At 73.2% G+C, this 22512-nt stretch carries 18 protein-coding genes; 10 read left to right on the top strand and 8 right to left on the bottom strand.

The features are described from left to right. Positions 1-20: 20 nt before the first annotated feature. Positions 21-1568: an SDR family oxidoreductase gene (locus ACIGAN_RS29860; protein WP_365740216.1), complete on the bottom strand. Its 1548-nt coding sequence runs from the start codon at positions 1566-1568 to the stop codon at positions 21-23. A gap of 100 nt (positions 1569-1668) precedes the next feature. After that, complete coding sequence (locus ACIGAN_RS29855; protein ID WP_399862229.1) at positions 1669-3789, bottom strand: MMPL family transporter; 2121 nt, start codon at positions 3787-3789, stop codon at positions 1669-1671. A 74-nt stretch (positions 3790-3863) separates the two neighbouring features. On the opposite strand from ACIGAN_RS29855, the gene ACIGAN_RS29850 reads away from it, so the two are divergent. Next, positions 3864-4373, top strand: coding sequence for a MarR family winged helix-turn-helix transcriptional regulator (locus ACIGAN_RS29850; protein WP_365094579.1), 510 nt, complete (start codon positions 3864-3866; stop codon positions 4371-4373). Between the two features lie 141 nt (positions 4374-4514). Here ACIGAN_RS29850 and ACIGAN_RS29845 read toward each other — a convergent pair whose 3' ends face one another. Together ACIGAN_RS29845 and ACIGAN_RS29840 are read right to left on the bottom strand one after the other, a co-directional pair. Further along, on the bottom strand, positions 4515-6095 hold the full coding sequence (locus ACIGAN_RS29845) for a S8 family peptidase (RefSeq protein ID WP_399862226.1): 1581 nt from the start codon (positions 6093-6095) through the stop codon (positions 4515-4517). A gap of 179 nt (positions 6096-6274) precedes the next feature. Then, entirely contained in the window at positions 6275-7105 is an 831-nt protein-coding gene (locus ACIGAN_RS29840; RefSeq protein ID WP_365094582.1) for an SDR family NAD(P)-dependent oxidoreductase, read from the bottom strand. Positions 7106-7191: 86 nt separating this feature from the next. On the opposite strand from ACIGAN_RS29840, the gene ACIGAN_RS29835 reads away from it, so the two are divergent. From ACIGAN_RS29835 to ACIGAN_RS29800, 8 genes are all read left to right on the top strand, one after another. Continuing rightward, on the top strand, positions 7192-8103 hold the full coding sequence (locus tag ACIGAN_RS29835; protein ID WP_399862224.1) for a LysR family transcriptional regulator: 912 nt from the start codon (positions 7192-7194) through the stop codon (positions 8101-8103). A gap of 112 nt (positions 8104-8215) precedes the next feature. Then, the gene (locus tag ACIGAN_RS29830) at positions 8216-9355 is read left to right on the top strand and encodes a DUF4190 domain-containing protein (RefSeq protein ID WP_399862222.1); all 1140 of its coding nucleotides are present in this window, start codon (positions 8216-8218) and stop codon (positions 9353-9355) included. 147 nt (positions 9356-9502) lie between these two features. Continuing rightward, positions 9503-10255 (top strand): GntR family transcriptional regulator, encoded by a 753-nt coding sequence (locus tag ACIGAN_RS29825; RefSeq protein ID WP_365094589.1) that lies wholly within the window; start codon positions 9503-9505, stop codon positions 10253-10255. Between the two features lie 341 nt (positions 10256-10596). Beyond that, on the top strand, positions 10597-10788 hold the full coding sequence (locus ACIGAN_RS29820; protein WP_365094592.1) for an SPOR domain-containing protein: 192 nt from the start codon (positions 10597-10599) through the stop codon (positions 10786-10788). A gap of 144 nt (positions 10789-10932) precedes the next feature. Continuing rightward, positions 10933-11394: a (deoxy)nucleoside triphosphate pyrophosphohydrolase gene (locus tag ACIGAN_RS29815; protein ID WP_399862219.1), complete on the top strand. Its 462-nt coding sequence runs from the start codon at positions 10933-10935 to the stop codon at positions 11392-11394. A gap of 136 nt (positions 11395-11530) precedes the next feature. Beyond that, positions 11531-11962: an ATP-binding protein gene (locus tag ACIGAN_RS29810; protein WP_365740224.1), complete on the top strand. Its 432-nt coding sequence runs from the start codon at positions 11531-11533 to the stop codon at positions 11960-11962. A gap of 252 nt (positions 11963-12214) precedes the next feature. Further along, positions 12215-14851, top strand: a complete 2637-nt coding sequence (locus tag ACIGAN_RS29805; RefSeq protein ID WP_365094600.1) for a SpoIIE family protein phosphatase — start codon at positions 12215-12217, stop codon at positions 14849-14851. A gap of 71 nt (positions 14852-14922) precedes the next feature. Further along, positions 14923-16023, top strand: a complete 1101-nt coding sequence (locus ACIGAN_RS29800; protein WP_399862216.1) for a hypothetical protein — start codon at positions 14923-14925, stop codon at positions 16021-16023. Here the strand turns inward: ACIGAN_RS29800 and ACIGAN_RS29795 are convergent, their stop codons facing one another. Genes ACIGAN_RS29795 through ACIGAN_RS29780 form a run of 4 tightly spaced genes read right to left on the bottom strand, consistent with a single transcriptional unit; the run spans position 16024 to position 19918 of the window. Then, positions 16024-16800, bottom strand: a complete 777-nt coding sequence (locus tag ACIGAN_RS29795; RefSeq protein WP_365740227.1) for a succinate dehydrogenase/fumarate reductase iron-sulfur subunit — start codon at positions 16798-16800, stop codon at positions 16024-16026. Then, positions 16797-18737, bottom strand: coding sequence for a fumarate reductase/succinate dehydrogenase flavoprotein subunit (locus tag ACIGAN_RS29790; RefSeq protein ID WP_399862214.1), 1941 nt, complete (start codon positions 18735-18737; stop codon positions 16797-16799). The genes ACIGAN_RS29795 and ACIGAN_RS29790 overlap by 4 nt, the downstream gene beginning before the upstream one ends. Beyond that, positions 18737-19573 carry a hypothetical protein gene (locus ACIGAN_RS29785; RefSeq protein WP_399862212.1) on the bottom strand — a complete coding sequence of 279 codons (837 nt, stop codon included), beginning with the start codon at positions 19571-19573 and terminating at the stop codon, positions 18737-18739. Before ACIGAN_RS29785 ends, ACIGAN_RS29790 begins: the two co-directional genes overlap by 1 nt. A gap of 54 nt (positions 19574-19627) precedes the next feature. Beyond that, on the bottom strand, positions 19628-19918 hold the full coding sequence (locus ACIGAN_RS29780; protein WP_365094614.1) for a hypothetical protein: 291 nt from the start codon (positions 19916-19918) through the stop codon (positions 19628-19630). Between the two features lie 288 nt (positions 19919-20206). On the opposite strand from ACIGAN_RS29780, the gene ACIGAN_RS29775 reads away from it, so the two are divergent. Further along, positions 20207-22372: an ABC transporter family substrate-binding protein gene (locus ACIGAN_RS29775; RefSeq protein ID WP_399862210.1), complete on the top strand. Its 2166-nt coding sequence runs from the start codon at positions 20207-20209 to the stop codon at positions 22370-22372. Positions 22373-22512: the final 140 nt, after the last annotated feature.

Here is a 22512-nt window from a genome sequence, read left to right as displayed (position 1 = left end):
GGTGAAGCGGTGGTGCGGGATCACGTCCGCCCGGTCCTTTTCGCGGCCCGGGCCCGGCGGGCGCGGGCGGCCCGGCGGCCGTGGGTGCCGTCGGCCGCCGCCCGGGCGATGTTGCGGGCCATGCCGCCGAACACCACCGCGTGGAACGGGGCGACGCTCCACCAGTAGGCGTGGCCCAGCAGCCCGCGCGGGTGGAACAGGGCCCGCTGCCGGTAGTGGGTGCGGCCGTCGTCGCCGGTCTCGGCGTACATCTCCAGCCAGGCCAGCCCCGGCAGCCGCATCTCGGCGCGCAGCCGCAGCAGCCGGCCCGGTTCGATCTCCTCCACGCGCCAGAAGTCCAGCGAGTCGCCGACCCGCAGGCGCTCGGTGTCCCGCCGCCCCCGGCGCAGCCCGACCCCGCCGGCGAACCGGTCGAGCCAGCCGCGGACCGCCCAGGCCAGCGGGGAGGAGTACCAGCCGTTCTCGCCCCCGATGCCCTCGATCACCCGCCACAGGGCCTGCCGGGACGCGTCGACGGGACGCTCCCGCTCGTCCTGGTAGAGGCTGCCGCCCGCCCAGTCCGGGTCCGTGGGCAGCGGGTCGCTGGGGGCGCCGGGCACCGAGGCGGAGGACCAGCGCGTGGCGACCTGTGCCTGGCGCACCCTGCGCAGCGCCAGGGCCAGCGCCTCGTCGAACGGCAGCGGCCGGCCCGGGCCGTCGGGCACATACCGGGCGATGTCGTGCTCGTGGCAGACGACCTCGTGGCGCAGCGACTCGGTCAGTGGCCGGGCGAGGGAGGCGGGCACCGGCGTGACCAGGCCGACCCAGTGGCTGGACAGCCGGGGGGTGAGGACGGGGACCGGGACGATGAACCGCCGCGGCAGTCCGGCCACGGCGGCGTAGCGGAGCATCATGTCCCGGTAGGTGAGGACGTCGGGCCCGCCGATGTCGAAGGCCCGGTCGACGTCGGCGGGCATGGCCGCCGAGCCGACGAGGTAGCGCAGCACGTCCCGGACACCGATGGGCTGGGTGCGGGTGTGCACCCAGCTGGGGGTGACCATGACGGGCAGGCGCTCGGTGAGGTAGCGCAGCATCTCGAAGGACGCCGAGCCCGAGCCGATGACGACGGCCGCCCGCAGCACCGTCGCGGGCACGGGCGAGGCGAGGAAGATCTCCCCCACCTCCGCGCGCGACCTCAGGTGCGGCGAGAGCGACTCCTCGGGCACGTTCCGGGGCGTGAGCCCGCCGAGGTAGACGATCCGCCGTACCCCGGCGGCGTGCGCCTGCGCGGCGAAGATCCGGGCGGCCTCCCGGTCGGTGTCCTCGAACCGGGAGCCGCTGCCCAGGGCGTGCACCAGGTAGTAGGCGACGTCGATCCCGCGCATCGCGGCGGCGACCGACGCCGGGTCCGTGACGTCACCCCGGACCGTCTCGGCGTCGGGCGCCCAGGGGTGGTCGCGGAGCTTGTCCGGAGAGCGGGCCAGGCACCGGACGCGGTGCCCGGCCTGGAGCAGCTCCGGCACCAGGCGCCCGCCGATGTACCCGGACGCCCCGGTGACCAGGCAGTGCAGCCGCCCGTCCTCCGCCATGCTCCAGCCTCCCGTCTCCGGCCGCGCCCACGGCCGGCCTCTACAGGAGACTTCGCGACCGCCCCGTGCGGCGGATGCGCGGCAGGGTGCCCGCGGCCGTTCAGCCGGACGGAGCATCGACCCCGGCCGCCGGCCGCGCCGTCGCGCCCCGGCGGGCCAGGACGCTCGGCCACCAGGCGAGCGGCCCGACGTCGATCACCAGTGCGGGCACCAGCAGCGACCGCACCACCAGCGTGTCCAGCAGCACCCCGAAGGCGACGATGAACGCGATCTGCACCAGGAACGCCAGGGGGATCACCATCAGGGCCGCGAAGGTCGCGGCGAGCACCACACCCGCCGAGGTGATGACACCGCCGGTGGTGGTCAGCCCGCGCAGCACGCCCTGGCGGTTGCCGTGCGCGAGCGCCTCCTCGCGCACCCGGGACATCAGGAAGATGTTGTAGTCGACGCCCAGCGCCACCAGGAACACGAAGCCGTACAGCGGCACCGACGCGTCCGTGCCGCTGAAGCCCAGGAGGTTTTCGAACACGAGTGCCGAGACCCCGAGCGTCGCCAGGAAGTTGAGCCCGACGGTCGCCACCAGCAGCACCGGCACGAGCAGGGAGCGCAGCAGCGCCATCAGGATCACCAGGATGACGGCGAGCACGATCGGCACGATGACCGTGCGGTCCCGGGCGGCGGTCCGCTGGGTGTCGTACTGCTGCGCGGTGTACCCGCCGACCAGGGCGTCGGCCCCGGGGACCGCGTGCACCTCGGCGCGCAGCCGCTCGACGGTGTCCTTGGCCGCGTCGCTGTCCGCCGAGGACTCCAGCGTGGCGTTGATGAGCACCCGCCCGTCGGCCACGAGCGGTTCCCCGCCCCCGGGCCGTCCGGACGCGGAGACGGCGGCCACGCTCGCGACGCCCTCGGTGTCCTCGGCGGCCGCCGTCACCTCGGCGGCCCGGCCGGCGTCGGCGATGATCACCGCCGGATTGCCCGAGCCGCCCGGGAAGTGCTCGCCGAGGGTGCGCTGGGCCGCCACCGAGGGCGCGTCGTTGACGAAGATCTCGTCGAGCGGCACGCCCTTGGAGGACAGCGAGGGCGAGAAGGCCGCGAACACGGCGAGCACCAGCGCCGTCACCACCCAGGTCCGGCGCGGCCGGCCCGCCACCAGGGCGGCGACCCGCCGCCACACGCCGCTGCCCTGCGCGGACGCGTCCGCCGCCTTCGGCCGGGTGGGCCAGTACGCGGTGCGGCCCAGCAGGGCCAGTGCGGCCGGCAGGAAGGTGAGCGTGGTGAGCACGGCGCAGACGATGCCGATGGCGCCGACCGGTCCGAGGGCCCGGTTGTTGGTGAGGTCGCTGGCGAGCAGGGCCAGCAGCCCGAGCGCGACGGTCGCCGCGCTGGCGGTGATCGCCCCGAACGACCGGCGCACCGCGGCCAGCGCGGCCGCGAAGCGGTCCTCGCGCAGGGCGAGTTCCTCCCGGAAGCGCGCGGCCAGCAGCAGGGCGTAGTCGGTGGCGGCGCCGATCACCAGGATCGACAGGATGCCCTGCACCTGGCCGTCGACCCGCACCACGTCCCGGTCGGCCAGCGCGTAGACCACGGCGCAGGCCAGGCCCAGGGCGAAGACCGAGCCGAGGATGATCAGGAACGGCAGCAGCACGCTGCGGTAGACGAGCAGCAGGATGAGCAGCACGGCGCCGAGGGCCACGCCGAGCAGCAGTCCGTCGATGCCCGCGAAGGCGTCCGACAGGTCGGCCTGGCTGGCGGCGGGGCCGGCGATCCGTGCCTCGGTGCCCGGCACCTGCTGGGCCGCCGCCCGCACCGCTTCGAGGGCGGTGGGCAGTTCCTCACCGAGGTCGGGTTCCAGCTGGACGACGGCCTGCATCGCCTCCCGGTCGTCCGAGAGCAGGGCGGGGGAGGGCCGGTCCACCACGCCGCGCTCCCCGGCGAGCGCCGCCACGGCCCGGGTGGCCTCAGCCCGCTGGTCCGCCGTCAGCCGCTCGCCGCCGGCCGTCCAGACGACCACGGCCGGCAGCGTCTCGGACTGGTCGAAGGCCTCGCGGGCCTGGAGCACCCGCGTGGATTCGGCGCTGCGGGGCAGGAAGGCGGCCTGGTCGTTGGTGGCGACCTCACCGAGCTTGCCCGCGTACGGGCCGAGTGTGCCGCCCACCCCCAGCCAGACGAGAAGGAGAGCGAGCGGCAGGAGCCGCCGGGCCCAACGCTGTGCGGTACTCATGCGCATCCCAAGCCGTAGACGAATTAACTCATCCATAAAGTATCTCAATCATCGAGAGATACTAGGGTGGGGGCATGAGTGGTTCCGGCGTGCCCACGGCATCTCTTCCGGCGGACGACCCCATCGGGTTGCAGGCCTTCGCCGTCCTGCTGCGCCGGATGAACAGCGAGTTCAACCGCATCGCCCAGGAGTTCGCCCAGGCCCAGGGCCTGCACCTCACCGACATGCAGGCGCTGATCGCGATCCTGGACGCCGACGCGGACCCCGAGGCGGAGGGCGAGCCCATGACACCCGGACGGCTGCGCAAGCAGCTCAACCTCACGTCCGGCGCGGTGACCGCCTGCCTCGACCGGCTGGAACGGGCCGGGCACATCCGCCGGGTCCGGGACGCGGGTGACCGCCGTGTGGTCCACCTGCACTACGCCGACGCGGCCCGGGGCCTGGCCAGGGACTACTTCCGCCCCCTGGCCCGCGGCACCGAAGCCGCCCGCAGCCGGTTCAGCGCCGAGGAGCTGACGGTGGTCGTCCGGTTCCTGGCCGAGATGAACACCGAACTCGCCCTGCTGCGCCGCGGCGCCGACTGAGGCATGCACGGCCGGGTCTCCAGGACGCTCCCGCACGACACCCCGTGCGGACGGAACGCGCCCCGGCCGGACGAGCGGGGGCCGGCCGGACGAGCGGGGGCCGGACCGCCGACGGCCCGGCCCCCTTCGGGCGGTGACGCGTCAGAACTGGAGCGCCCAGGCGTCGATCCGCCCGGTGTCGAAGTTCGCGTTGTCGCTGACGCGCAGCTTCCACGTGCCGTTCGCGGTCTCCGAGGAGGCGTTCACGGTGTACGTGGTGTCGATGTTGTCGGCGCTGCCGCCGGTGCCGTAGCTCTTCAGCGTGTACGCGGTGCCGTCGGGGGCGATCAGCTGGACCTGGAGGTCACCGATGTAGGTGTGGACGATGTGCACCTCGACGGCCAGGGCCGACGGGGCGTTGCCGGAGACGCCGGAGACCGTCACCGGGGACTCGGCGGTGGCGTTGTCCGCGATGGCCTGGTCGGCGGTGTTCTCGAAGCGCGGTCCGGGCGGGGTGGTCGTACCGCCGCCCACGTACAGCAGCCGGTTGGGTGAACCGGTGCCGGGGCTGGTGACGACGCCGGTGGTGGCGGCGGAGGTCAGCGCGGCGGAGACCTGCGCGGGCGTGGCCGCGGGGTTGGCGGCCAGGTGCAGGGCGGCGGCCCCGGCGACGTGCGGGCTCGCCATCGACGTGCCGGAGATGGTGTTGGTCGCCGAGTCGCCCGTGCTCCACGCCGAGGTGATCGACGAGCCGGGCGCGAACAGGTCGAGCACCGAACCGTAGTTGGAGTAGCTCGCCTTGGCGTCGCCCGACGTCGTGGCACCGACCGTGACGGCCTCGGTGACCCGGGCCGGGGAGCGGGTGGAGGCGTTGGTGGACTCGTTGCCGGCCGCGACCACGAACGTGACCCCGGAGGTGATGGCGTTGCGCACGGCCGTGTCGATGGCCGTGTCGCCCGGGCCGCCCAGGGACATGTTCGCCACGGCCGGCTTGACCGCGTTGCGGGCGACCCAGTCGATGCCGGCGACGACCTGCGCGGTGGTGCCCTGGCCGGAGTTGTTCAGCACCCGGACCCCGACGACCTTGGCCTTCTTGGCGACGCCGTAGGCGTTCCCGGCGACCGTGCCGGCGACGTGCGTGCCGTGGCCGTGGCCGTCCTGGGCGGTGTTGTCGTTGTCGACGGCGTCGTAGCCGTAGGAGGCCCGGCCGCCGAAGTCGCTGTGCGTGATGCGGACGCCGGTGTCGATGACGTAGGCGGTGACGCCCTCGCCCGCCGCGTCCGGGTAGGTGTACGAGCTGTTCAGCGGCAGGTTGCGCTGGTCGATGCGGTCCAGGCCCCAGGACGGCGGGCCGGGCTGCGTCGCGGTGATGGAGAACGTCCGGTTCTGCACGACGGAGGCGACGGCCGGGTCGGCGGCGAGACGTTTCGCCTCGGAGGCGGAGGCCTCGACCTCGTAGCCGTTGAGGGCCTTGGTGTAGGTCCGCTCGATGGCGGCGCCGTACTTGCGCGCGAGGGCGCGGCCCTCGGCGGAACCCGCCTTCTCGGTCTTCAGCGTGACGATGTAGCTGCCGGCGACGGCGTTCGCGGCGCCCTCGTACTGCACGCGCCCCTCGGCGGCGACCGGGGCCGCGCCGGCGGGGAGGGCGGAGACCAGGCTCGCGACGAGCGCCGCGGTGGCCGTCGCGCCGAGGGCGGCCAGTCTTCGCCGGGTGGATCTGTGGGGAGTACGCATCACTGCCATCTGAGGGGTCCTCCTCATCGGTGGTGCGCTGTGGGGTGTGGTGCACGCCCGTCGGAGCACCCGGAAGTCATGGTCATGTCAACCACGGGGTGACTCCGGTGCGTCAGCCGAAAGATTGAGGCCTCCACAGGAATTGCACAAGGGCCCTGCACGACCGGCAGGACCCTCGCGACGGACCGTCAGTCACCGAACGCCGTGTCCCGGCTCCGCTTCTCCCAGGCCAGCACCTCGTCCCGCACCCGGTCCAGATGACCGAGCACCGCGCTCACGCCGTCGTCACCGAGCGGCAGGCGCAGGGGCGTCGGATCGGCCTCCAGCGCGGCCAGGATCAGGGCGGCCGCTTTGGCCGGGTCGCCGGGCTGGGTGCCGTCGCCGCCGGAGACGAGGCCGCGTGTCTCGCTCACCTTGCCGTACACGCCGCTGTCCGCGCTGGCACCCGCCCGGCCCGTCTCGAACAGGCCGGTGCGGAAGGCACCCGGCTCGACGATCAGCACCTTGACGCCGAACTCGGCGACCTCGTCCGCGAGCCCCTCGGACAGGCCCTCCAGGGCGAACTTCGTCGCGCTGTACGCCGAGAAGCCCGCGAAGGACAACTGCCCGCCCATGCTGCTCATCTGCACGATCGCGCCCGAGCGCCGCTCGCGCATGTGGGGCAGCACGGCCCGGGTGAGCGCGGCCGGGCCGAAGACGTGCACGTCGAACAGGGCCCGCAGCTCCTCCTCGGTGGTCTCCTCGAACGCCCCGACATGGGTCCGGCCCGCGTTGTTGACCAGGACGTCGATCCGCCCGTGCCGCGCCAGGACGTCCCGCACGGCGTCCCCGGCGGCGCCGGTGTCGGCGACGTCCAGACGCAGCGCCTCCACCCGGTCGGGGTGCGCCGCGACCAGATCGCCCAGCGCCTCGGGGCGCCGGGCCGCGCCGACCACGACATCGCCCGCGGCGAGCGCGGCCTCGGCGATCGCCCGGCCGAACCCGCTGCTCGCGCCCGTGATGAGCCACACCCTGTTCATGACCGCTCCTCGTCTCGTCCCGTCTGTCAGGCCAACCACCCTGCCCCGGTGCGCAGTTGTCCGTCCAAGTCCTTCGGTGATAGCCGATGGGCATGACCAAGGACGTCCATGTGCGCGACCTGCGTTCCTTCCTGGCGGTGGCCGAGGAACTGCACTTCACCCGGGCCGCCGAGCGGCTCCACCTCTCCCAGCCCGCGCTGAGCAAGCAGATCCGGGTACTGGAGCGGCAGTTGGGCGTCGAGCTGTTCCGGCGCGACCGCCACGGTGTGGCCCTCACCGACGCCGGCACGGCGCTGCTGCCGCACGCGCGCGGGGTGCTGACGGCATGGCAGGAGGCGGCGGACGCGGTGGACGCCGTCCGGACGGCGCGCGGCGGCACGCTCGTCGTGGGCATGAGCACCAGCCCGGTCCGCGGCGGCCTGCTGCCGGCCATCCGCTCCCGCTTCACCGCGGCCCACCCCGAGACGGCTCTCCGGCTGCGGCAGGTCAACTGGGAGGACCCGACCGCGGGTCTGGCCGACGGCTCCGCCGACGTCGCGTTCGTCTGGCTGCCCCTGCCCGGCCAGGACCGCTACGCCTGGACGGTCGTCGTGGAGGAACCGCTCAGGGTCGCCCTGCCCGACACCCACCCGCTCGCCGCCCGCGCCGGCGTCGACTTCGCTGACCTGCTGGACGAGCCGTTCCTCGCGCTGCCCGGCAGCACGGGCCCGCAGCGCGACTTCTGGCTCGCCCTCGCCAACCGCGGCGGCCGCCCGCCCCGCATCGGCGCCGAGATCGCGAGCACGGAGGAGACCTACGAGGCCCTGGCCGCCGGCCTCGGCGTCTGCCTCGTCGCGGCGGGCAACGTCCCCCTGCTCACCCTCGGGGGCGTCACGACCCGCCCGGTCCACGGCCTGCCCCGGGCCCGCTACGCCCTGGCCTGGCGCCGCGAACACGGCGACCGCCCCCTGATCCGGGCCTACGCACAGGCATGCCACCGGGCGGCCGAGGGGGTGTAGTCGCCCGTACCGCCGTGCGCGCAGCCCGCGTTCCGCCCCAGGGCCCGGCCGCTTACGATGCGCCGAGCCGCACGCCGACCCGCCCACCGCCTCAGTCAGGAGCACCGCACCCGTGTCGATACCCCCGCCCCCCGGGCCCTCGTACCCCCGGGACCCGTACGGCCCGCCCCCCGCCGGCCCGTCGCAGGCCTGGGGGCCGTACGGCACCGCCGGGCGCCCGTACGGCACGCCGGTCTCCGTCAACGCCCTGGCCGTCGCCGCCCTCGTGCTCGGCGTCCTGTGCTTCATCCCCGCCCTGGGGCTGGTGCTGGGGCTGATCGCGCTGCGGCAGATCGGCAGGTCCGGGCAGAGCGGGCGGGGCCTGGCGATCGCCGGGGCGGTGCTGTCCTGCGCCGGGATCGTGCTGTGGACGGTGGTGCTGTCCACCGGGGCCGTGTCCAAGGCCTGGGAGGGGTTCAAGGAGGGCGCGCAGGGCAACCGGATCCTGACCCTGGACAAGGGCGACTGCTTCGACGCGCCCGGCGGCCTGGAGGGCGACACCTACGACGTCGACCCGGTCTCCTGCGCGGGCCCGCACGACGGCGAGGTCTTCGGCGTCGTCACCCTGCCCGGCGGCTCCTTCCCCGGCGACGCGAGGATCACCGACATCGCGGACGAGCGGTGCTGGGCGCTGCGGGACCAGTACGCCATGGACTCCTGGGCGCTGCCTGCGGACGTCGACGTGTACTACCTGATGCCCTCCCGGGAGAGCTGGCGCTGGGGCGACCGCGCCGTCACCTGCGTCTTCGGCAACACCGAGGCCGGCGCCGAGCTGACCGGCTCGCTGCGCGAGGACCCCACCACGCTCGGCACGGACCAGGTCGTCTTCCTGTCCACGGCCAACGCCTTCGACGCGGCGCTCTACGAGGAGCCGGAGGACACCCCCGAGGACGACCTCGCCGGCCACCGCGCCTGGGCCACGCAGGTGCACGACGTGCTCGGCGAGCAGATCGAGGCCCTGCGCGGTCACTCCTGGCCGTCCGGGGCCCGCGAGCCGGTCGCCGCGCTGGTGGCGGACCTGGAGGACGCGCGGCGGGAGTGGGCCGGGGCGAGCGAGGCCGCCGACCCGGACACCTACTCCACGCACTACGAACAGGCGTACGCCTACGTCGACGGCCCGTCGACCGTCACGGCGCGCAAAGCCCTCGGGCTGGCCGCCACCCCGCCCGTCTACGACGAGGACGAGGGCGGTGCCGCCGAAGCGCAGGTGTGACGGCGGCTATAACGGGGAGAAAGTGCCTGCGTAAAGCCCCCAGGGGGGCCATGTCATCACATCGAGTGATTCTCTGGCCTTTGCTTGCACGGCACAACCTACGGTTGCCACGCTGTTGCTGTCTGTACAACCTGATGGGAGCGGCCAGTGACATTCGGTGAGCAGCCGGCGTACCTGCGTGTCGCGGGTGATCTCCGCAGGAAGATCGTCGACGGTCGGCTCCCCCCGCACACCCGGCTCCCGTCCCAGGCCAGGATCCGCCAGGAGTACGGCGTCTCGGACACGGTCGCGCTGGAGGCCCGCAAGGTGCTGATGGCCGAGGGGCTGGTCGAGGGCCGCTCCGGGTCGGGGACGTACGTGCGCGAGCGGCCCGTGCCCCGGCGCATCTCCCGCTCCGGCTACCGCCCGAGCGGCGGGGCGACGCCGTTCCGCCAGGAGCAGGCCGACGGCGAGGGACGCGGCACCTGGGAGTCCAGCAGCGAGCAGACCGAGGCGAGTGTCGCGGTCGCCGAGCGGCTGGGCATCGAGCCGGGCGACCGTGTGATGTGCACGAAGTACCTGTACCGCGAGAGCGGCGAGGCGATGATGCTCTCCACGTCCTGGGAGCCGCTCGCGGTCACGGGCCGTACGCCCGTGATGCTCCCGGAGGAGGGTCCGCTCGGCGGCATGGGGGTCGTCGAGCGCATGCGCGCCATCGACGTGATCGTGGACAACGTCACGGAGGAGGTCGGCGCCCGGCCCGGCCTCGCCGAGGAACTGCTCGTGCTCGGCGGCGTCCCCGGCCATGTCGTCCTGGTCATCCAGCGCACGTTCTACGCCTCCGGCCGCCCCGTCGAGACGGCCGACGTGGTCATCCCGGCCGACCGGTACCGGGTCGCCTACCACCTTCCGGTCAAGTAGCGAGCGCTCACATCCGCCCCGCGGCGCGCTCCCCGCGCGCCCCGCTCACACCCTCACCGTGACGGCCGCCGCCGCGTCGGGTCGCGCGCGACCCGGGGGCCGTCGCCGTCTGCGCAGGTCGACCACCGTGTATGCGGTATGCCCGCGAACGGGTGCGCCGAGGTACGGGGACGGCGCGTTCGCGGGCGCGCGCCCCCTGAGTACTGGCTGGTTGCGTACCTCTTGGTGAAAAGCCGTATTCGCTGCGTGAAGGTTAGGCGTACGCTCGGGCATATGCGCATTGCGGTTTCCTTAGCGGGTGGGGCTCGGCACAGGCCGCGGGCGGGAAGTGGAGGGGCGGGATGAACGACAGCACGGTCACTCTTCCCTGGCTCGTGATACGTCAGGACGACAACGGCAATCGCTACCGCGTCGGGCGGTACGCGACCCGGGCCGAGGCCCAGAAGATCGCGGACAGCCTCGACGGCCGCGGCCACAAGCAGCTCTACTGGGTCGAACGCCTGGGCCAGAACGGCCCCTCCCTGCACGACTGATCCCGCGCCGGGCTGCCGCGGCGCACGGTCGGCCTGCGCCGGGGTGGTGCGGCCCCGGGCCCGCCGTCCGGCCCGCGGCGCACGGCGTGTCCGGCCCGGCGGGCAGGCGGGCGGTGCCGGGGCGCGCTCCCTTAGGCTCCCCGCATGACTGAGCACATCGTCGTCGTGGGGGCCGCGCTCGTCGACGGCGGGCGCCTGCTGGCCGCCCGGCGCAGCGCGCCCGCCGAGCTGGCCGGGCGCTGGGAGCTGCCCGGAGGCAAGGTGGAGCCCGGGGAGACGGCCGACGCGGCGCTCGTGCGCGAACTGCGTGAGGAACTCGGCGTCGACGCCGAGACCGGCGAGCGGATCCCGGGCGAGTGGCCCCTGCGGCCGCCGTACGTCCTGCACGTGTGGACCGCGCGGCTGCGGCCGGGCTCACCCGCCCCCGAACCCCTCCAGGACCACGACGCGCTGCGCTGGCTCGGCCCCGGCGAGATCTGGGACGTCGACTGGCTCGACCAGGACGTCCCCGCCGTCCGGCAGGCCCTCGCGCTTCTGCCGTCACCGGCGCCCGCGACCACGTCGGGAGACCCTCACGCCGGCGTGGCGGAAGGACCCGGCGCCTGAAGCTGCCCGGGGGCGTGCGCCGCGGGCCGACTGCCGTGCGGGCGCCCCGTACGCCTTTCGTGCCACAGTGCGCCGCGCCGCGCGGTACTCCGCCCCGGATTTCGGGTATGTGCCCATTAACCCCACGAAACCGGACATGGGTGGGCGGGCCGGCAGGGAAGTGAGCGGCGTGATCGACACCGAGGGTGACTGCGCCGAGTGGACCTTCCCCGCCGAGCCGGACGCCGTGCGCACCGCCCGCCGGGCCGTGCGCGGCCGGCTGCGCGGCTGGGACCTGGACAGCCTCGCCGACCTGACGGCGCTGCTGGTCAGCGAGTTGGTCACCAACGCCCTGCGGCACGCCACCGGCCCCATCGGCGTCCGTCTGGTGCGCCCCTCCGGCCTGGACGGCGTCCTGCGGGTCGAGGTCTCCGACCCGCTGCCGGACCCGCCCCGCGAGCGCACCGCCCGCCCCGAGGACGAGAGCGGCCGCGGACTGCAACTGGTGGCCTCCGCCTCCCGCCGCTGGGGCACCCGGCCCGGCGCCGCGGGCAAGACCGTGTGGTTCGAACTCGCGGTGCCGGAGTGAAAAAACGGTGTACGTACCCCGCACCGCTGTAGAGCGATTGGTTCAGGCCAGTGGCGGTTGTCGGCGGACGGGGTTCGACGACGTGTCCGCTGGTTAGAAGACTGGAAGTGTTCTCACGGTCCGGACCGAAAACCATCGGGACCGTGCTGTGATCGTGAACACCGTGTTGTGCGGCACCGTAGTGCTGGATACTGCGGGCAGCCGCCCCTGGTGACCGGTGCCGGGCGCGGTGAGCTGGAGGGGACGGTTCGCGTGAGCGAGATACCAGCGAAGGCCACGGAGTCCGAGGACCCGTCGGAGGGCGCGAAGGCGAGGGCTGCCGACGGCCTGGCCTCCGCGGTCTCAGGTGCGCTCGCGGCCGACGGGGTGCCGCCCGGGGACGCCATGTGGCAGAGCAGTCCTCCCGGATCCATCTACGACTACATCAAGGTCGCGTCCTTCTCCATCGGTCCCGACGGGCTGGTCGAGCAGTGGAGCCTGCGCGCTGAGCACCTCTTCGGGATCCCCGCCGCGCGCGCCGTCGGCATGGACCCCATCGAGGCGTTCATCGACCCCCGCCACCGCGAGCGCGGCATGCGCAAGATGGCCGAGATCCTCGACGGCCGCGAGTGGACCGGCGTGGTGCCCTTCCGGATGCCGAAGGGCTACGAGGGGGAGTGCGGTCACGAAGGGCTCGCCGAGGTGTACGTCATGCCGACGCGCACCGAGGACGGCGAGAAGGCCGCCGTGTGCATCGTCGTCGACGTGCGCACCCTGCGCAGCATCGAGACCGACCTCGCCGCCTCGCAGGCCATATTCGGTCAATCCCCGTTCGGCTTCCTGCTGATCGACCCGGACCTGCGGGTCCGCCGCGCCAACCAGCGGTTCGCCTCCATCTTCGGCGGCACGCCCGACGAGCACCGCGGCAAGGGCGTCCACGACTACCTCCAGCGCGGCGAGGCCGAGCGGGTCGCCGCCACGATGCGCCGGGTGCTGGAGACCGGCAACTCCATCACCGACATGCACGTCACGGGTTTCGTGCCGGGCTCCGACGAGCGCCGCCACTGGTCCGTCAACCTCTACCGGGTGAACAGCGGTTCGGGCCGCCCCATCGGGATCGCCTGGCTCGGCATCGACATCACCGCGCGCCGCGCCGCCGCCCGCGAGGCCGCCGCCGCCCGGCGCAATCTGGCCCTGCTGAACGAGGCGGGCGCCCGCATCGGCAACTCCCTGGACCTGGAGACCACGGCCCGTCAGCTCCTCGACGTCGTCGTCCCCGGCTTCTGCGACCTGGCCACCGTCGACCTCTACCAGGGGCTGCTGGCCGGGGACGAGACCCCGCCCGGACTGGCCGACGGCAGCGCCGAGTTGCGCCGCGTGGCCTTCGCGAGCGCCGTGTCCGACGCGCCGTTCGCCGGTACGGGCGTGCCGGTCTCGGTCGGCGCGGTCCACCACTACCCCTTCAACTCGCCCTGTGCGGACGCCCTGCGCACGGCCCGCCCGCAGATCGTGCCCCCCGAGGACGGCGGGCTCGTGCAGTCCACGCTCGCCGTGCCGATGGTCGCCCACGACACCGTCGTCGGGCTGGTGCAGTTCGCCCGGGCCAAGGGCAGCGAGCCCTTCGGCGACCGCGACCGGGACCTGGCCGTCGAACTCGCCGCGCGCGCCGCCGTCTGCATCGACAACGCCCGCCTCTACCGGCGCGAGCACGAACGCGCGTTGATACTGCAACGGTCCCTGCTCCCGCCCGGCGACCCGGAGGCCTCCGGCCTCGACATCGCCTGCCGCTACCTGCCCGGCAACGCCAACACCGGCCGGCCCAGCGAGGTCGGCGGCGACTGGTTCGACGTCATCGAACTGCCCGGGCACCGCACCGCCCTGGTCGTCGGCGACGTCATGGGCCGCGGCCTGCGCGCCGCCGTCGCCATGGGTGAACTGCGCACCGCCGTACGGACCCTGGCCCAGCTCGACCTCGAACCGGCCGAGGTGCTCTCCCAGCTGGACGAGATCGCCCGCGGCCTCGGCGCACCCGGGGGCGTGCAGCAGGCGACCCGGGCGGCCCGCCGCCCGAGGGAGGCGGACCTGTCGGAGGTCTACCTCGCCACCTGCGTGTACGCCGTCTACGACTCCGTCACCCGGCGCTGTACGTTCGCCAACGCCGGCCATCTGCCGCCCGTCCTGGTCGAACCGGGCGAGCCGGCCCTGATGCTGGACGTGCCGCCGGGCATGCCGCTCGGCGTGGGCGGCGAGCCCTTCGAGGAGGTCGAGGTCGAACTGCCCGAGGGCGCCCTGCTCGCGCTCTACACGGACGGACTGGTCGAGAGCCGTGACCACCCCCTGGACGAGGGCCTGCAGGCCTTCGTCAGCGCCCTCGCCGACCCCACCCAGCCGCTGGAGGACGTCTGCGACCACGTCCTCAACACCCTCGACACCCATCACGGCGAGGACGACATCGCACTGCTGATGGCACGTGTCCAGGGCCTGCCCACCGAGTCCGTCGGCGACTGGACCCTGCCGCGCGAGCCGCGCAGCGTGGGCCGGGCCCGCGAGTACGCGCGCGCCCAGCTGCTCAGCTGGGACATGGAGCCCCTCGTCGACACCACGGAGCTGCTCGTCAGCGAACTGGTCACCAACGCCCTGCGCTACGGCGAGGGCGAGATCCGGCTCCGCCTGCTGCTGGACCGCACCCTGGTCTGCGAGGTGTGGGACTCGGGCCTGGTCCAGCCCCGCCGCCGCCGGGCCCGGGACACGGACGAGGGCGGCCGTGGCCTCCAGCTCGTCGGCCTCCTCAGCGCCGCCTGGGGCTCGCGCCGCACGCCCCGGGGCAAGACCGTCTGGTTCGAACTCCCGCTCCCGGACGGCGGAGCGGGTCTGCCGGACCCGGCGGAGGCCCTGCTGAGCCTGTTCTGACCGCAACCGAACGCCCGTACGGGCCGTCCTCCCTGGCGACACCGCTCACACGCGCCCCGGGGAGAGACGGCATGGACCGCACGGAGGACACGGCACCGGCCGGGGCACCCGCCGCCGGCGACACCCCGCGGGACGCTCCCCCCTCCGACGGCGGCACGGGACGACGGCGCCGCCGCCGTCTCCTGCGCGCGGCGCTCGTGGTGCTCCTGGTCCCCGTGGTCTCCCTCATCGCCGTGCTGACGGCCCTGGGGATCAACTACACCGGCGACCCGGCGGACGGCACCCGCACCCGCGACCGCGACGCCCTGTGGCTCGGCCACGCCTGGGTGGACGGCCGCAAGAAGGACGCCGACGTCACCGCCCTGGCCCGCCGCCTGCGCGACACCGGCATCCGCGACCTGTACGTCCACTCCGGCCCCCTGGAGCACGACGGAACCCTCCCGAAGTCGCTTTATCCGAGGGCCCGCTGGTTCATCGACGCGGTGCACGAGAGCCTTCCCGGCGTCCGCGTCCAGGCCTTCCTGGGCGACGTCCTCGCCTCCGAGAGCAGCGAGGGACTGGTCCTGGCCGACCCGGACACCCGCGCGGCCGTCGTCCGCTCGGTCCGCCAGGTCCTGGACACCGGCTACGAGGGCGTCCACCTCGACCTGGAGCCCATGCCGTCCGGCGACCGCGACTTCCTCACCCTGCTGGACGCCCTGCGCCGCGAGACCCGCTCCCGGGACGCCCGGCTGTCCGTCGCCGCCCACCAGATCGACCCGCTCCCGCACCTGCACACCGTGTTCGGCCTGTTCACCGAGCACCCCAAGTGGTGGTCCCAGGAGTTCTTCGGCCAGGTCGCCCGCCGCGTCGACCAGATCGCCGTGATGTCCTACGACACCGCCCAGCCCCTGGAGAGCACCTACGGCGGCTACGTCGCCCAGCAGACCTCCCTCGCCCTGGAGGCCACTCCGCCCTCCACCGACCTGCTGATGGGCCTGCCCTTCTACTGGGAGAGCAACTTCGACCACTGGGGCCACGCCGAGACCGTGCCCGCCGCGGTCCGGGGCGTCCGCCTGGGCCTGTCCCGCACGGACGCGGACCGGGCCCGCTTCGGCGTCGCGCTGTACATCGACTTCGCCGCGACCGAGGCGGACTGGCGTGCCTACGAGGAGGACTGGGTCAGCCGGTGATCAGCCCGCCGAGGACCGCCTCCTGATCTTCGAACCCAGCCAGACCAGGGGGTCGTACTTGCGGTCGATCGCCCGTTCCTTCAGGGGGATCAGGGCGTTGTCCGTGATCTTGATGCCCTCGGGGCAGACCTCCGTGCAGCACTTGGTGATGTTGCAGTAGCCCAGGCCGTGCTCGTCCTGGGCGGTGGTCTTGCGGTCCAGGCCCGCCTCCGCCGCCGCGTCCAGCGGGTGCATGTCCAGCTCGGCGACCCGCATCAGGAACCGGGGCCCGGCGAACGCCTGTTTGTTCTCCTCGTGGTCGCGGACCACATGGCAGGTGTCCTGGCACAGGAAGCACTCGATGCACTTGCGGAACTCCTGCGGCCGGTCCACGTCCTCCTGCATCATGCGGTACTCGCCCGGCGCCAGACCGGCCGGCGGGACGAAGGCCGGGACCTCCCGCGCCTTCGCGTAGTTGAAGCCCACGTCGGTGACCAGGTCGCGGATCACCGGGAACGCCCGCAGCGGGGTGATCGTGACGGTCTCCTCCCGGCCGAACACCGACATGCGCGTCATGCACATCAGCCGCGGCCGGCCGTTGATCTCCGCGGAGCACGAACCGCACTTGCCCGCCTTGCAGTTCCAGCGCACGGCGAGATCGGGCACCTGGGTGGCCTGGAGCCGGTGGACGATGTCCAGCACCACCTCGCCCTCGTTGACCTCGACCTCGAAGTCCTCCAGGCCGCCGCCGCTCACGTCCCCGCGCCAGACCCTGAAACGGGCCGCATAGCCGCTCATTCGTACAGCTCCTCTTCGGCCAGGTACTTGACCAGCTCCTCCTTGTCGAACAGGGCGAGCAGGTCGGCACGGACGGGTTCGGTGGTCTCGCGGGTGAGCGTGATCCGGCCGCGGACCGGGTCGGCCGCCGCCGGCCCGCCCGCCGGGTCGGTGAGCGCGCACAGCAGGTTGATCCGCCGCCACTTGCGGTCCATGGACGGGTGGTCCTCCCGGGTGTGCCCGCCCCGCGACTCGGTGCGCTCCAGCGCGGCCCGCGCCACGCACTCGCTGACCAGCAGCATGTTCCTGAGGTCCAGGGCGAGGTGCCAGCCCGGGTTGAACTGCCGGTGCCCCTCGACCCCGGCCCGGCGCGAGCGCACCCGCAGCTCGGCCAGCTTCTCCAGGGCCTGCTTCATCTCCGTCTCGCGGCGGATGATGCCGACCAGGTCGTTCATGGTCTGCTGCAGTTCCTGGTGCAGGGTGTACGGGTTCTCCGGCGGGCCGCCGGCCGGTTCCCCGCTGTCCGCCTCGGCCGAGAAGGGCCGCAGGGCCTCCGCGGCGGCGGCGTCGACCAGCGCGTCGTCGACGACGGGCCGCGCCCCGGCCGGCCCGGTCGCGTACTCGGCCGCGTGCCAGCCCGCGCGGCGGCCGAACACCAGCAGGTCGGACAGCGAGTTGCCGCCGAGCCGGTTGGAGCCGTGCATGCCGCCGGCGACCTCTCCGGCCGCGTACAGCCCGGGCACCCCGCGGGCCGCCGCCGTGTCGGACTCGACCGCGATCCCGCCCATCACGTAGTGGCAGGTGGGCCCGACCTCCATCGCCTCGGCGGTGATGTCGACGTCGGCCAGCTCCTTGAACTGGTGGTACATCGACGGCAGCCGCCGCTTGACGACCTCGGCCGGCATCCGCGTGGACACGTCGAGGAACACGCCCCCGTGCGGGGAACCGCGCCCCTCCTTCACCTCGGCGTTGATCGCCCGGGCGACCTCGTCGCGGGGGAGCAGCTCGGGGGGCCGCCGGTTGTGGTCCGGGTCGTCGTACCAGCGGTCGGCCTCCTCCTCCGTCTCGGCGTACTTGTCCTTGAAGACGTCGGGGACGTAGTCGAACATGAACCGCTTGCCGTCGGAGTTGCGCAGCACCCCGCCGTCGCCGCGGACCGACTCGGTGACGAGGATGCCCTTCACCGACGGCGGCCAGACCATGCCCGTCGGATGGAACTGCACGAACTCCATGTTCAGCAGCGGAGCCCCGGCCAGCAGCGCCAGCGCGTGCCCGTCGCCGGTGTACTCCCAGGAGTTCGACGTCACCTTGAAGGACTTGCCGATGCCGCCCGTGGCGATCACCACGGCGGGCGCCTCCAGGACGAGGAAGCGGCCGCTCTCGCGCTCGTAGGCGAAGACCCCGGACACCCGTTCGCCGTCCTTCAGCACCTGCGTGACCGTGCACTCCTGGAAGACCTTCAGCCGGGACTCGTAGTCCCCGGTCTCGCGGTGGTCCTCCTGCTGGAGCGCGACGATCTTCTGCTGGAGGGTGCGGATCAGCTCCAGGCCGGTGCGGTCGCCGACGTGGGCGAGGCGCGGGTACTCGTGGCCGCCGAAGTTGCGCTGCGAGATCCGGCCGTCCTTCGTACGGTCGAACAGCGCGCCCCAGGTCTCCAGCTCCCACACCCGGTCCGGCGCCTCCCGGGCGTGCAGCTCGGCCATCCGCCACTGGTTGAGGAACTTGCCGCCGCGCATCGTGTCGCGGAAGTGGACCTGCCAGCTGTCGTTCTCGTTGGCGTTGGCCATCGCGGCCGCGATGCCGCCCTCGGCCATCACTGTGTGCGCCTTGCCGAACAGCGACTTGCAGATCACCGCCGTACGGGCGCCGCGCTCACGGGCCTCGATGGCGGCGCGCAGCCCCGCCCCGCCGGCCCCGACCACGACGACGTCCCACTCCTGCCGCTCCACCACGGACATCAGAAGAACCTCGGATCCTCGAAGACACCGGACGCGACCAGGTAGACGTAGAAGTCGGCGAGCGCCACGCTCGCCAGCGACGTCCAGGCGAGCAGCATGTGCCGGGCGTTGAGCTTCCCCGCCCACTGCCACATCCGGTAGCGCACGGGGTGCCGGGAGAAGTGCTTGAGCTTGCCGCCGACGATGTGCCGGCAGGAGTGGCAGGAGATCGTGTACGCCCAGATCAGCACGATGTTGACCAGGAACACGAGGGTGCCCAGGCCCATGTGGCCCCACGCGTAGTGCTCGTCGCGGAAGGCGAGCACGGTGTCGTAGGTGAGGATCCCGGCGACGAGCAGCGCCGCGTAGAAGAAGTACCGGTGGACGTTCTGCAGGATCAGCGGGAAGCGGGTCTCGCCGGTGTACTTCTTGTGCGGCTCGGCCACGGCGCAGGCGGGCGGGGACGCCCAGAAGCCCCGGTAGTAGGCCTTGCGGTAGTAGTAGCAGGTCAGCCGGAAGCCCAGCGGGAAGATCAGGATGATGATCGCGGGCGAGATGCCCCACCAGCCGCCGAAGATCTCCCAGTTGGGGCCGCCCCGCATCGGCTCGCACCGCTCCGCCAGGCAGGGGGAGTAGAACGGCGAGACGTACGGCGCCGCGTAGTAGTCGGCGTCGGCGAAGGCCCGCCAGGTCGAGTAGACGATGAAGGCCAGCAGACCGGCGACCGTGCCGGCCGGGGCCAGCCACCAGCGGTCGGTGCGCAGGTGCGGGGCGGCGATCGCGGCGCGCGTCCCCGCCCTGACGCCACCGCTGCTGGGAAGGGATCCGGTGGCGGGAGGTTCCGTACCAGTGGCCACGTGACGACTCCGGTCGGGTTCGGGGGAGGTGCCGGTCGCTCGACGCCCTCCCGGTCAGGGAGCGCGCCGGTCCCGGGCGCCCAGCCCCTCGTCGTCCGAGTCGATCCACAGCGACGGGTCGTACGGCGCGTCCGAGATGGTGACCAGCTCGGGACGCAGGGGCGCGGTGGGTGACGCGGCGGCTTCACGCAGCAGGGCGAGGCTCTCGCGCAGGTGGTTGGCGTCGGCCCGGACGCGGCGCATCTCCAGGCCGCCGGTGCCGAGCTGCTTCTCCAGCCGTCCCAGCGACCGCAGCAGGTCGTCGAGAGAGCGCTGGACTGACGTCAGTTCGTCGTGAACGGACATGACTTGCCCTCACTTCCACGGGTCCTTCACGGCCCAAGGCGGCAACGTTCATGCGCCTGCGAGTGTTGCGCGTCACACCTCGCGCTGTGAAGGGATGTGCATCGATTGGCCGAGGCGTGTGGGTGCACCGAGCGGTGCGTTGGGCCGCACGGGTGGCTTCCCGTCCGTGCCCGCCGTGTCGCTCTGTGTTGCCGAACCCTTTCCTCTTCAGTGGCCGCATACATCAGATGAACTCCAAATACCGCCAAAAGTGATCATAACGCCCGCGGCTTCCCGGAGGTAGTACAGATGTCCCAGCACGGCGTCGGCCCGCGCGCGGTCACGCGCTCGGTCGCCTTCCTCACCGCGGGCGTCCTCGCGGTGCCCGCGCTCGCCGGCTGCGGTTCCGAGGACCCGGCCGGCAAGCCGCTCGCCGCGCCGGACATCCAGCCCGCCGCCCGCGACAAGATCACCGACGGCGGCACCCTGCGCTGGGCCGTCGACTCCGTGCCGGACACGCTGAACACCTTCCAGTCGGACGCCGACGCCACCACCACCCGCGTCGCCCAGGCCGTCCTGCCGTCGATGTTCCGGATGGACGCCTCCGGCCGCCCCGAGCGCCACCCCGCCTACCTGGAGTCCGCGAAGGTCGTCGAGACCGAGCCCAAGCAGGTCGTCCTGTACAAGCTCGACCAGCAGGCCGTCTGGAGCGACGGCCGGGAGATCGGCGCCGCCGACTTCGCCGCCCAGTGGCGCGCCCTGTCCGGCAAGGACACCGCCTACTGGACCGCCCGCAACGCCGGCTACGACCGCATCCAGAAGATCGAGCGCGGCGACAGCGCCCTGGAGGTCCGGGTCACCTTCAGCCGCCCCTACGCCGACTGGCGCTCCCTGTTCTCCCCGCTGTACCCGAAGGACGTCATGGGCACCCCGGACTCCTTCAACGACGGCGCCCGCAAGAAACTCAAGGTCACCGCCGGCCCCTTCCTGGTCGAGAAGGTCGACACCGAGGACGAGCGGATCACCCTCGCCCGCAACCCGCGCTGGTGGGGCGAGCCCGCCAAGCTCTCCACGATCGAGCTGCGCACCGTGCCGCGCGACAAGCGGGCCGCCGAGCTGGCCGCCGGCACCCTCGACCTGGCCGAGATCGACCCCGCGGCCGCCCGCCGCATCACCCTGGCCGCCCGCCCGCACAGCTCCAGCAGCCCCCTGATGGGCCCAGGCGCCGACCGGACCGCCGCGGACGCCCTGCGCTCCTGGGCCGTCGCCAACGGCACCGACGACGACGCGGCCGACGAGGAGACCGTCGCCCGCAAGAAGCTGCGCAAGGCGGCCGCCAAGTACGCCCGGCAGCAAAAGGCCCTGCGCGGCTACGAGGTGCGCAAGTCGCTGGAGCCGGCCTTCACCCAGCTCGCCCTGAACGGCGCCGAGGGCCCGCTGGCCGACGAGCGGGTCCGCCGGGCCGTCGCCCGCGCCCTGGACCGCGAGGAACTGGCCGAGGTCGTCCTCGAGCCCCTGGGCCTGCCCGCCGTCCCGGTCGGCAGCCACCTCGCCCTGTCCGGCCAGGCCGCCTACGCCGACAACAGCGGCGCCCTCGGGGACCAGGACACCGAGGAGGCACAGGCCCTGCTCGCGGACGCCGGCTGGGTGCGCGGCGGCCCCGTCGAGGAACAGAAGAAGAAGGGGGACAAGGAGGAGAAGGCGGCCGGCGGCGAGGGCGAGCCCGCCGACGGCTCCGCCGGCGCGCAGGAGGACCACAAGGGGCAGCGGCAGGCCCAGGACGGCCACCTCGCCCAGGACGGCAAGCAGTACAAGCACCCGCACCCGGGCGGTGCCCCCGGCGCGTACGCCCCGCGCGGCACCGCCGCCCCGGCGAACCAGGAGGCCGCCCCGTTCGCCAAGAACGGCAAGCCCCTCACGCTCCGCTTCGTGCTCCCCTCCGGGCCCGGCTCCCGGACCCTGCGCACGGTCGCCGACCGCATCACGCGCATGCTGCAGCGCGTCGGCATCGGCACGGAGATCTCCAAGGTCTCCGACGAGTCCTACTTCAAGGACCACATCGCCTCCGGCCAGTACGACCTGGCCCTCTACTCCTGGCCCGCCACCGCCTACCCCGCCACCGACGCCCGCCCCGTCTACGCCAAGCCGGTCCCGGCCGCCGACGGCTCCCTGAGCGTCGAGCAGAACTACACCCGCGTCGGCACCGACCAGGTCGACCAGCTCTTCGACGAGGCCGTGGCCACGCTCGACGAGGGCAAGGCGCGCTCCCTCATCCGCAAGGCCGACTCCCGCATCTGGGCGGCGGCCGGCTCCATCCCCCTCTTCCAGCGCCCCCAGCTCCTCGCGGCCCGCAAGAACCTGGCCAACGCCGGCGCGTTCGGCCTCGCCACACCGGTCTACGAGGACATGGGCTTCCTGAAGAAGAGCGCGAAGCCGGCCGCGGGCCCGTCCGTGAAGGGCTCGACCGCCCGGTAGCTCCGGAAACGCTCACATGCCTTGCCGCTGCCCTGCCCGGCGTCCCCATCATGAGGTCAGCAGTGATCATGGTGCGGCGCCGGGCGTCCGCGTAACGGGGGGGGGCGGACATGGACGGAACGGTACGGCGGGCCTGCGCG

This window comes from Streptomyces sp. NPDC085931, assembly GCF_044540565.1.
GTDB lineage: Bacteria > Actinomycetota > Actinomycetes > Streptomycetales > Streptomycetaceae > Streptomyces.
Note: the sequence above shows the minus strand (reverse complement) of the source record. Positions and strands in the feature narration are given on the sequence as shown.

Bases quoted from the DNA above. Each gene is read 5' to 3' on its own strand.
- ACIGAN_RS29860 (WP_365740216.1), bottom strand. From the start codon at position 1,568: ATGGCGGAGGACGGGCGGCTGCACTGCCTGGTCACCGGGGCGTCCGGG.
- ACIGAN_RS29800 (WP_399862216.1), top strand. From the start codon at position 14,923: ATGGACCGCACGGAGGACACGGCACCGGCCGGGGCACCCGCCGCCGGC.
- ACIGAN_RS29835 (WP_399862224.1), top strand. From the start codon at position 7,192: ATGGGCATGACCAAGGACGTCCATGTGCGCGACCTGCGTTCCTTCCTG.
- ACIGAN_RS29845 (WP_399862226.1), bottom strand. From the start codon at position 6,095: ATGGCAGTGATGCGTACTCCCCACAGATCCACCCGGCGAAGACTGGCC.
- ACIGAN_RS29815 (WP_399862219.1), top strand. From the start codon at position 10,933: ATGACTGAGCACATCGTCGTCGTGGGGGCCGCGCTCGTCGACGGCGGG.
- ACIGAN_RS29840 (WP_365094582.1), bottom strand. From the start codon at position 7,105: ATGAACAGGGTGTGGCTCATCACGGGCGCGAGCAGCGGGTTCGGCCGG.
- ACIGAN_RS29810 (WP_365740224.1), top strand. From the start codon at position 11,531: ATGGGTGGGCGGGCCGGCAGGGAAGTGAGCGGCGTGATCGACACCGAG.
- ACIGAN_RS29780 (WP_365094614.1), bottom strand. From the start codon at position 19,918: ATGTCCGTTCACGACGAACTGACGTCAGTCCAGCGCTCTCTCGACGAC.
- ACIGAN_RS29855 (WP_399862229.1), bottom strand. From the start codon at position 3,789: ATGAGTACCGCACAGCGTTGGGCCCGGCGGCTCCTGCCGCTCGCTCTC.
- ACIGAN_RS29790 (WP_399862214.1), bottom strand. From the start codon at position 18,737: ATGTCCGTGGTGGAGCGGCAGGAGTGGGACGTCGTCGTGGTCGGGGCC.
- ACIGAN_RS29775 (WP_399862210.1), top strand. From the start codon at position 20,207: ATGTCCCAGCACGGCGTCGGCCCGCGCGCGGTCACGCGCTCGGTCGCC.
- ACIGAN_RS29850 (WP_365094579.1), top strand. From the start codon at position 3,864: ATGAGTGGTTCCGGCGTGCCCACGGCATCTCTTCCGGCGGACGACCCC.
- ACIGAN_RS29795 (WP_365740227.1), bottom strand. From the start codon at position 16,800: ATGAGCGGCTATGCGGCCCGTTTCAGGGTCTGGCGCGGGGACGTGAGC.
- ACIGAN_RS29820 (WP_365094592.1), top strand. From the start codon at position 10,597: ATGAACGACAGCACGGTCACTCTTCCCTGGCTCGTGATACGTCAGGAC.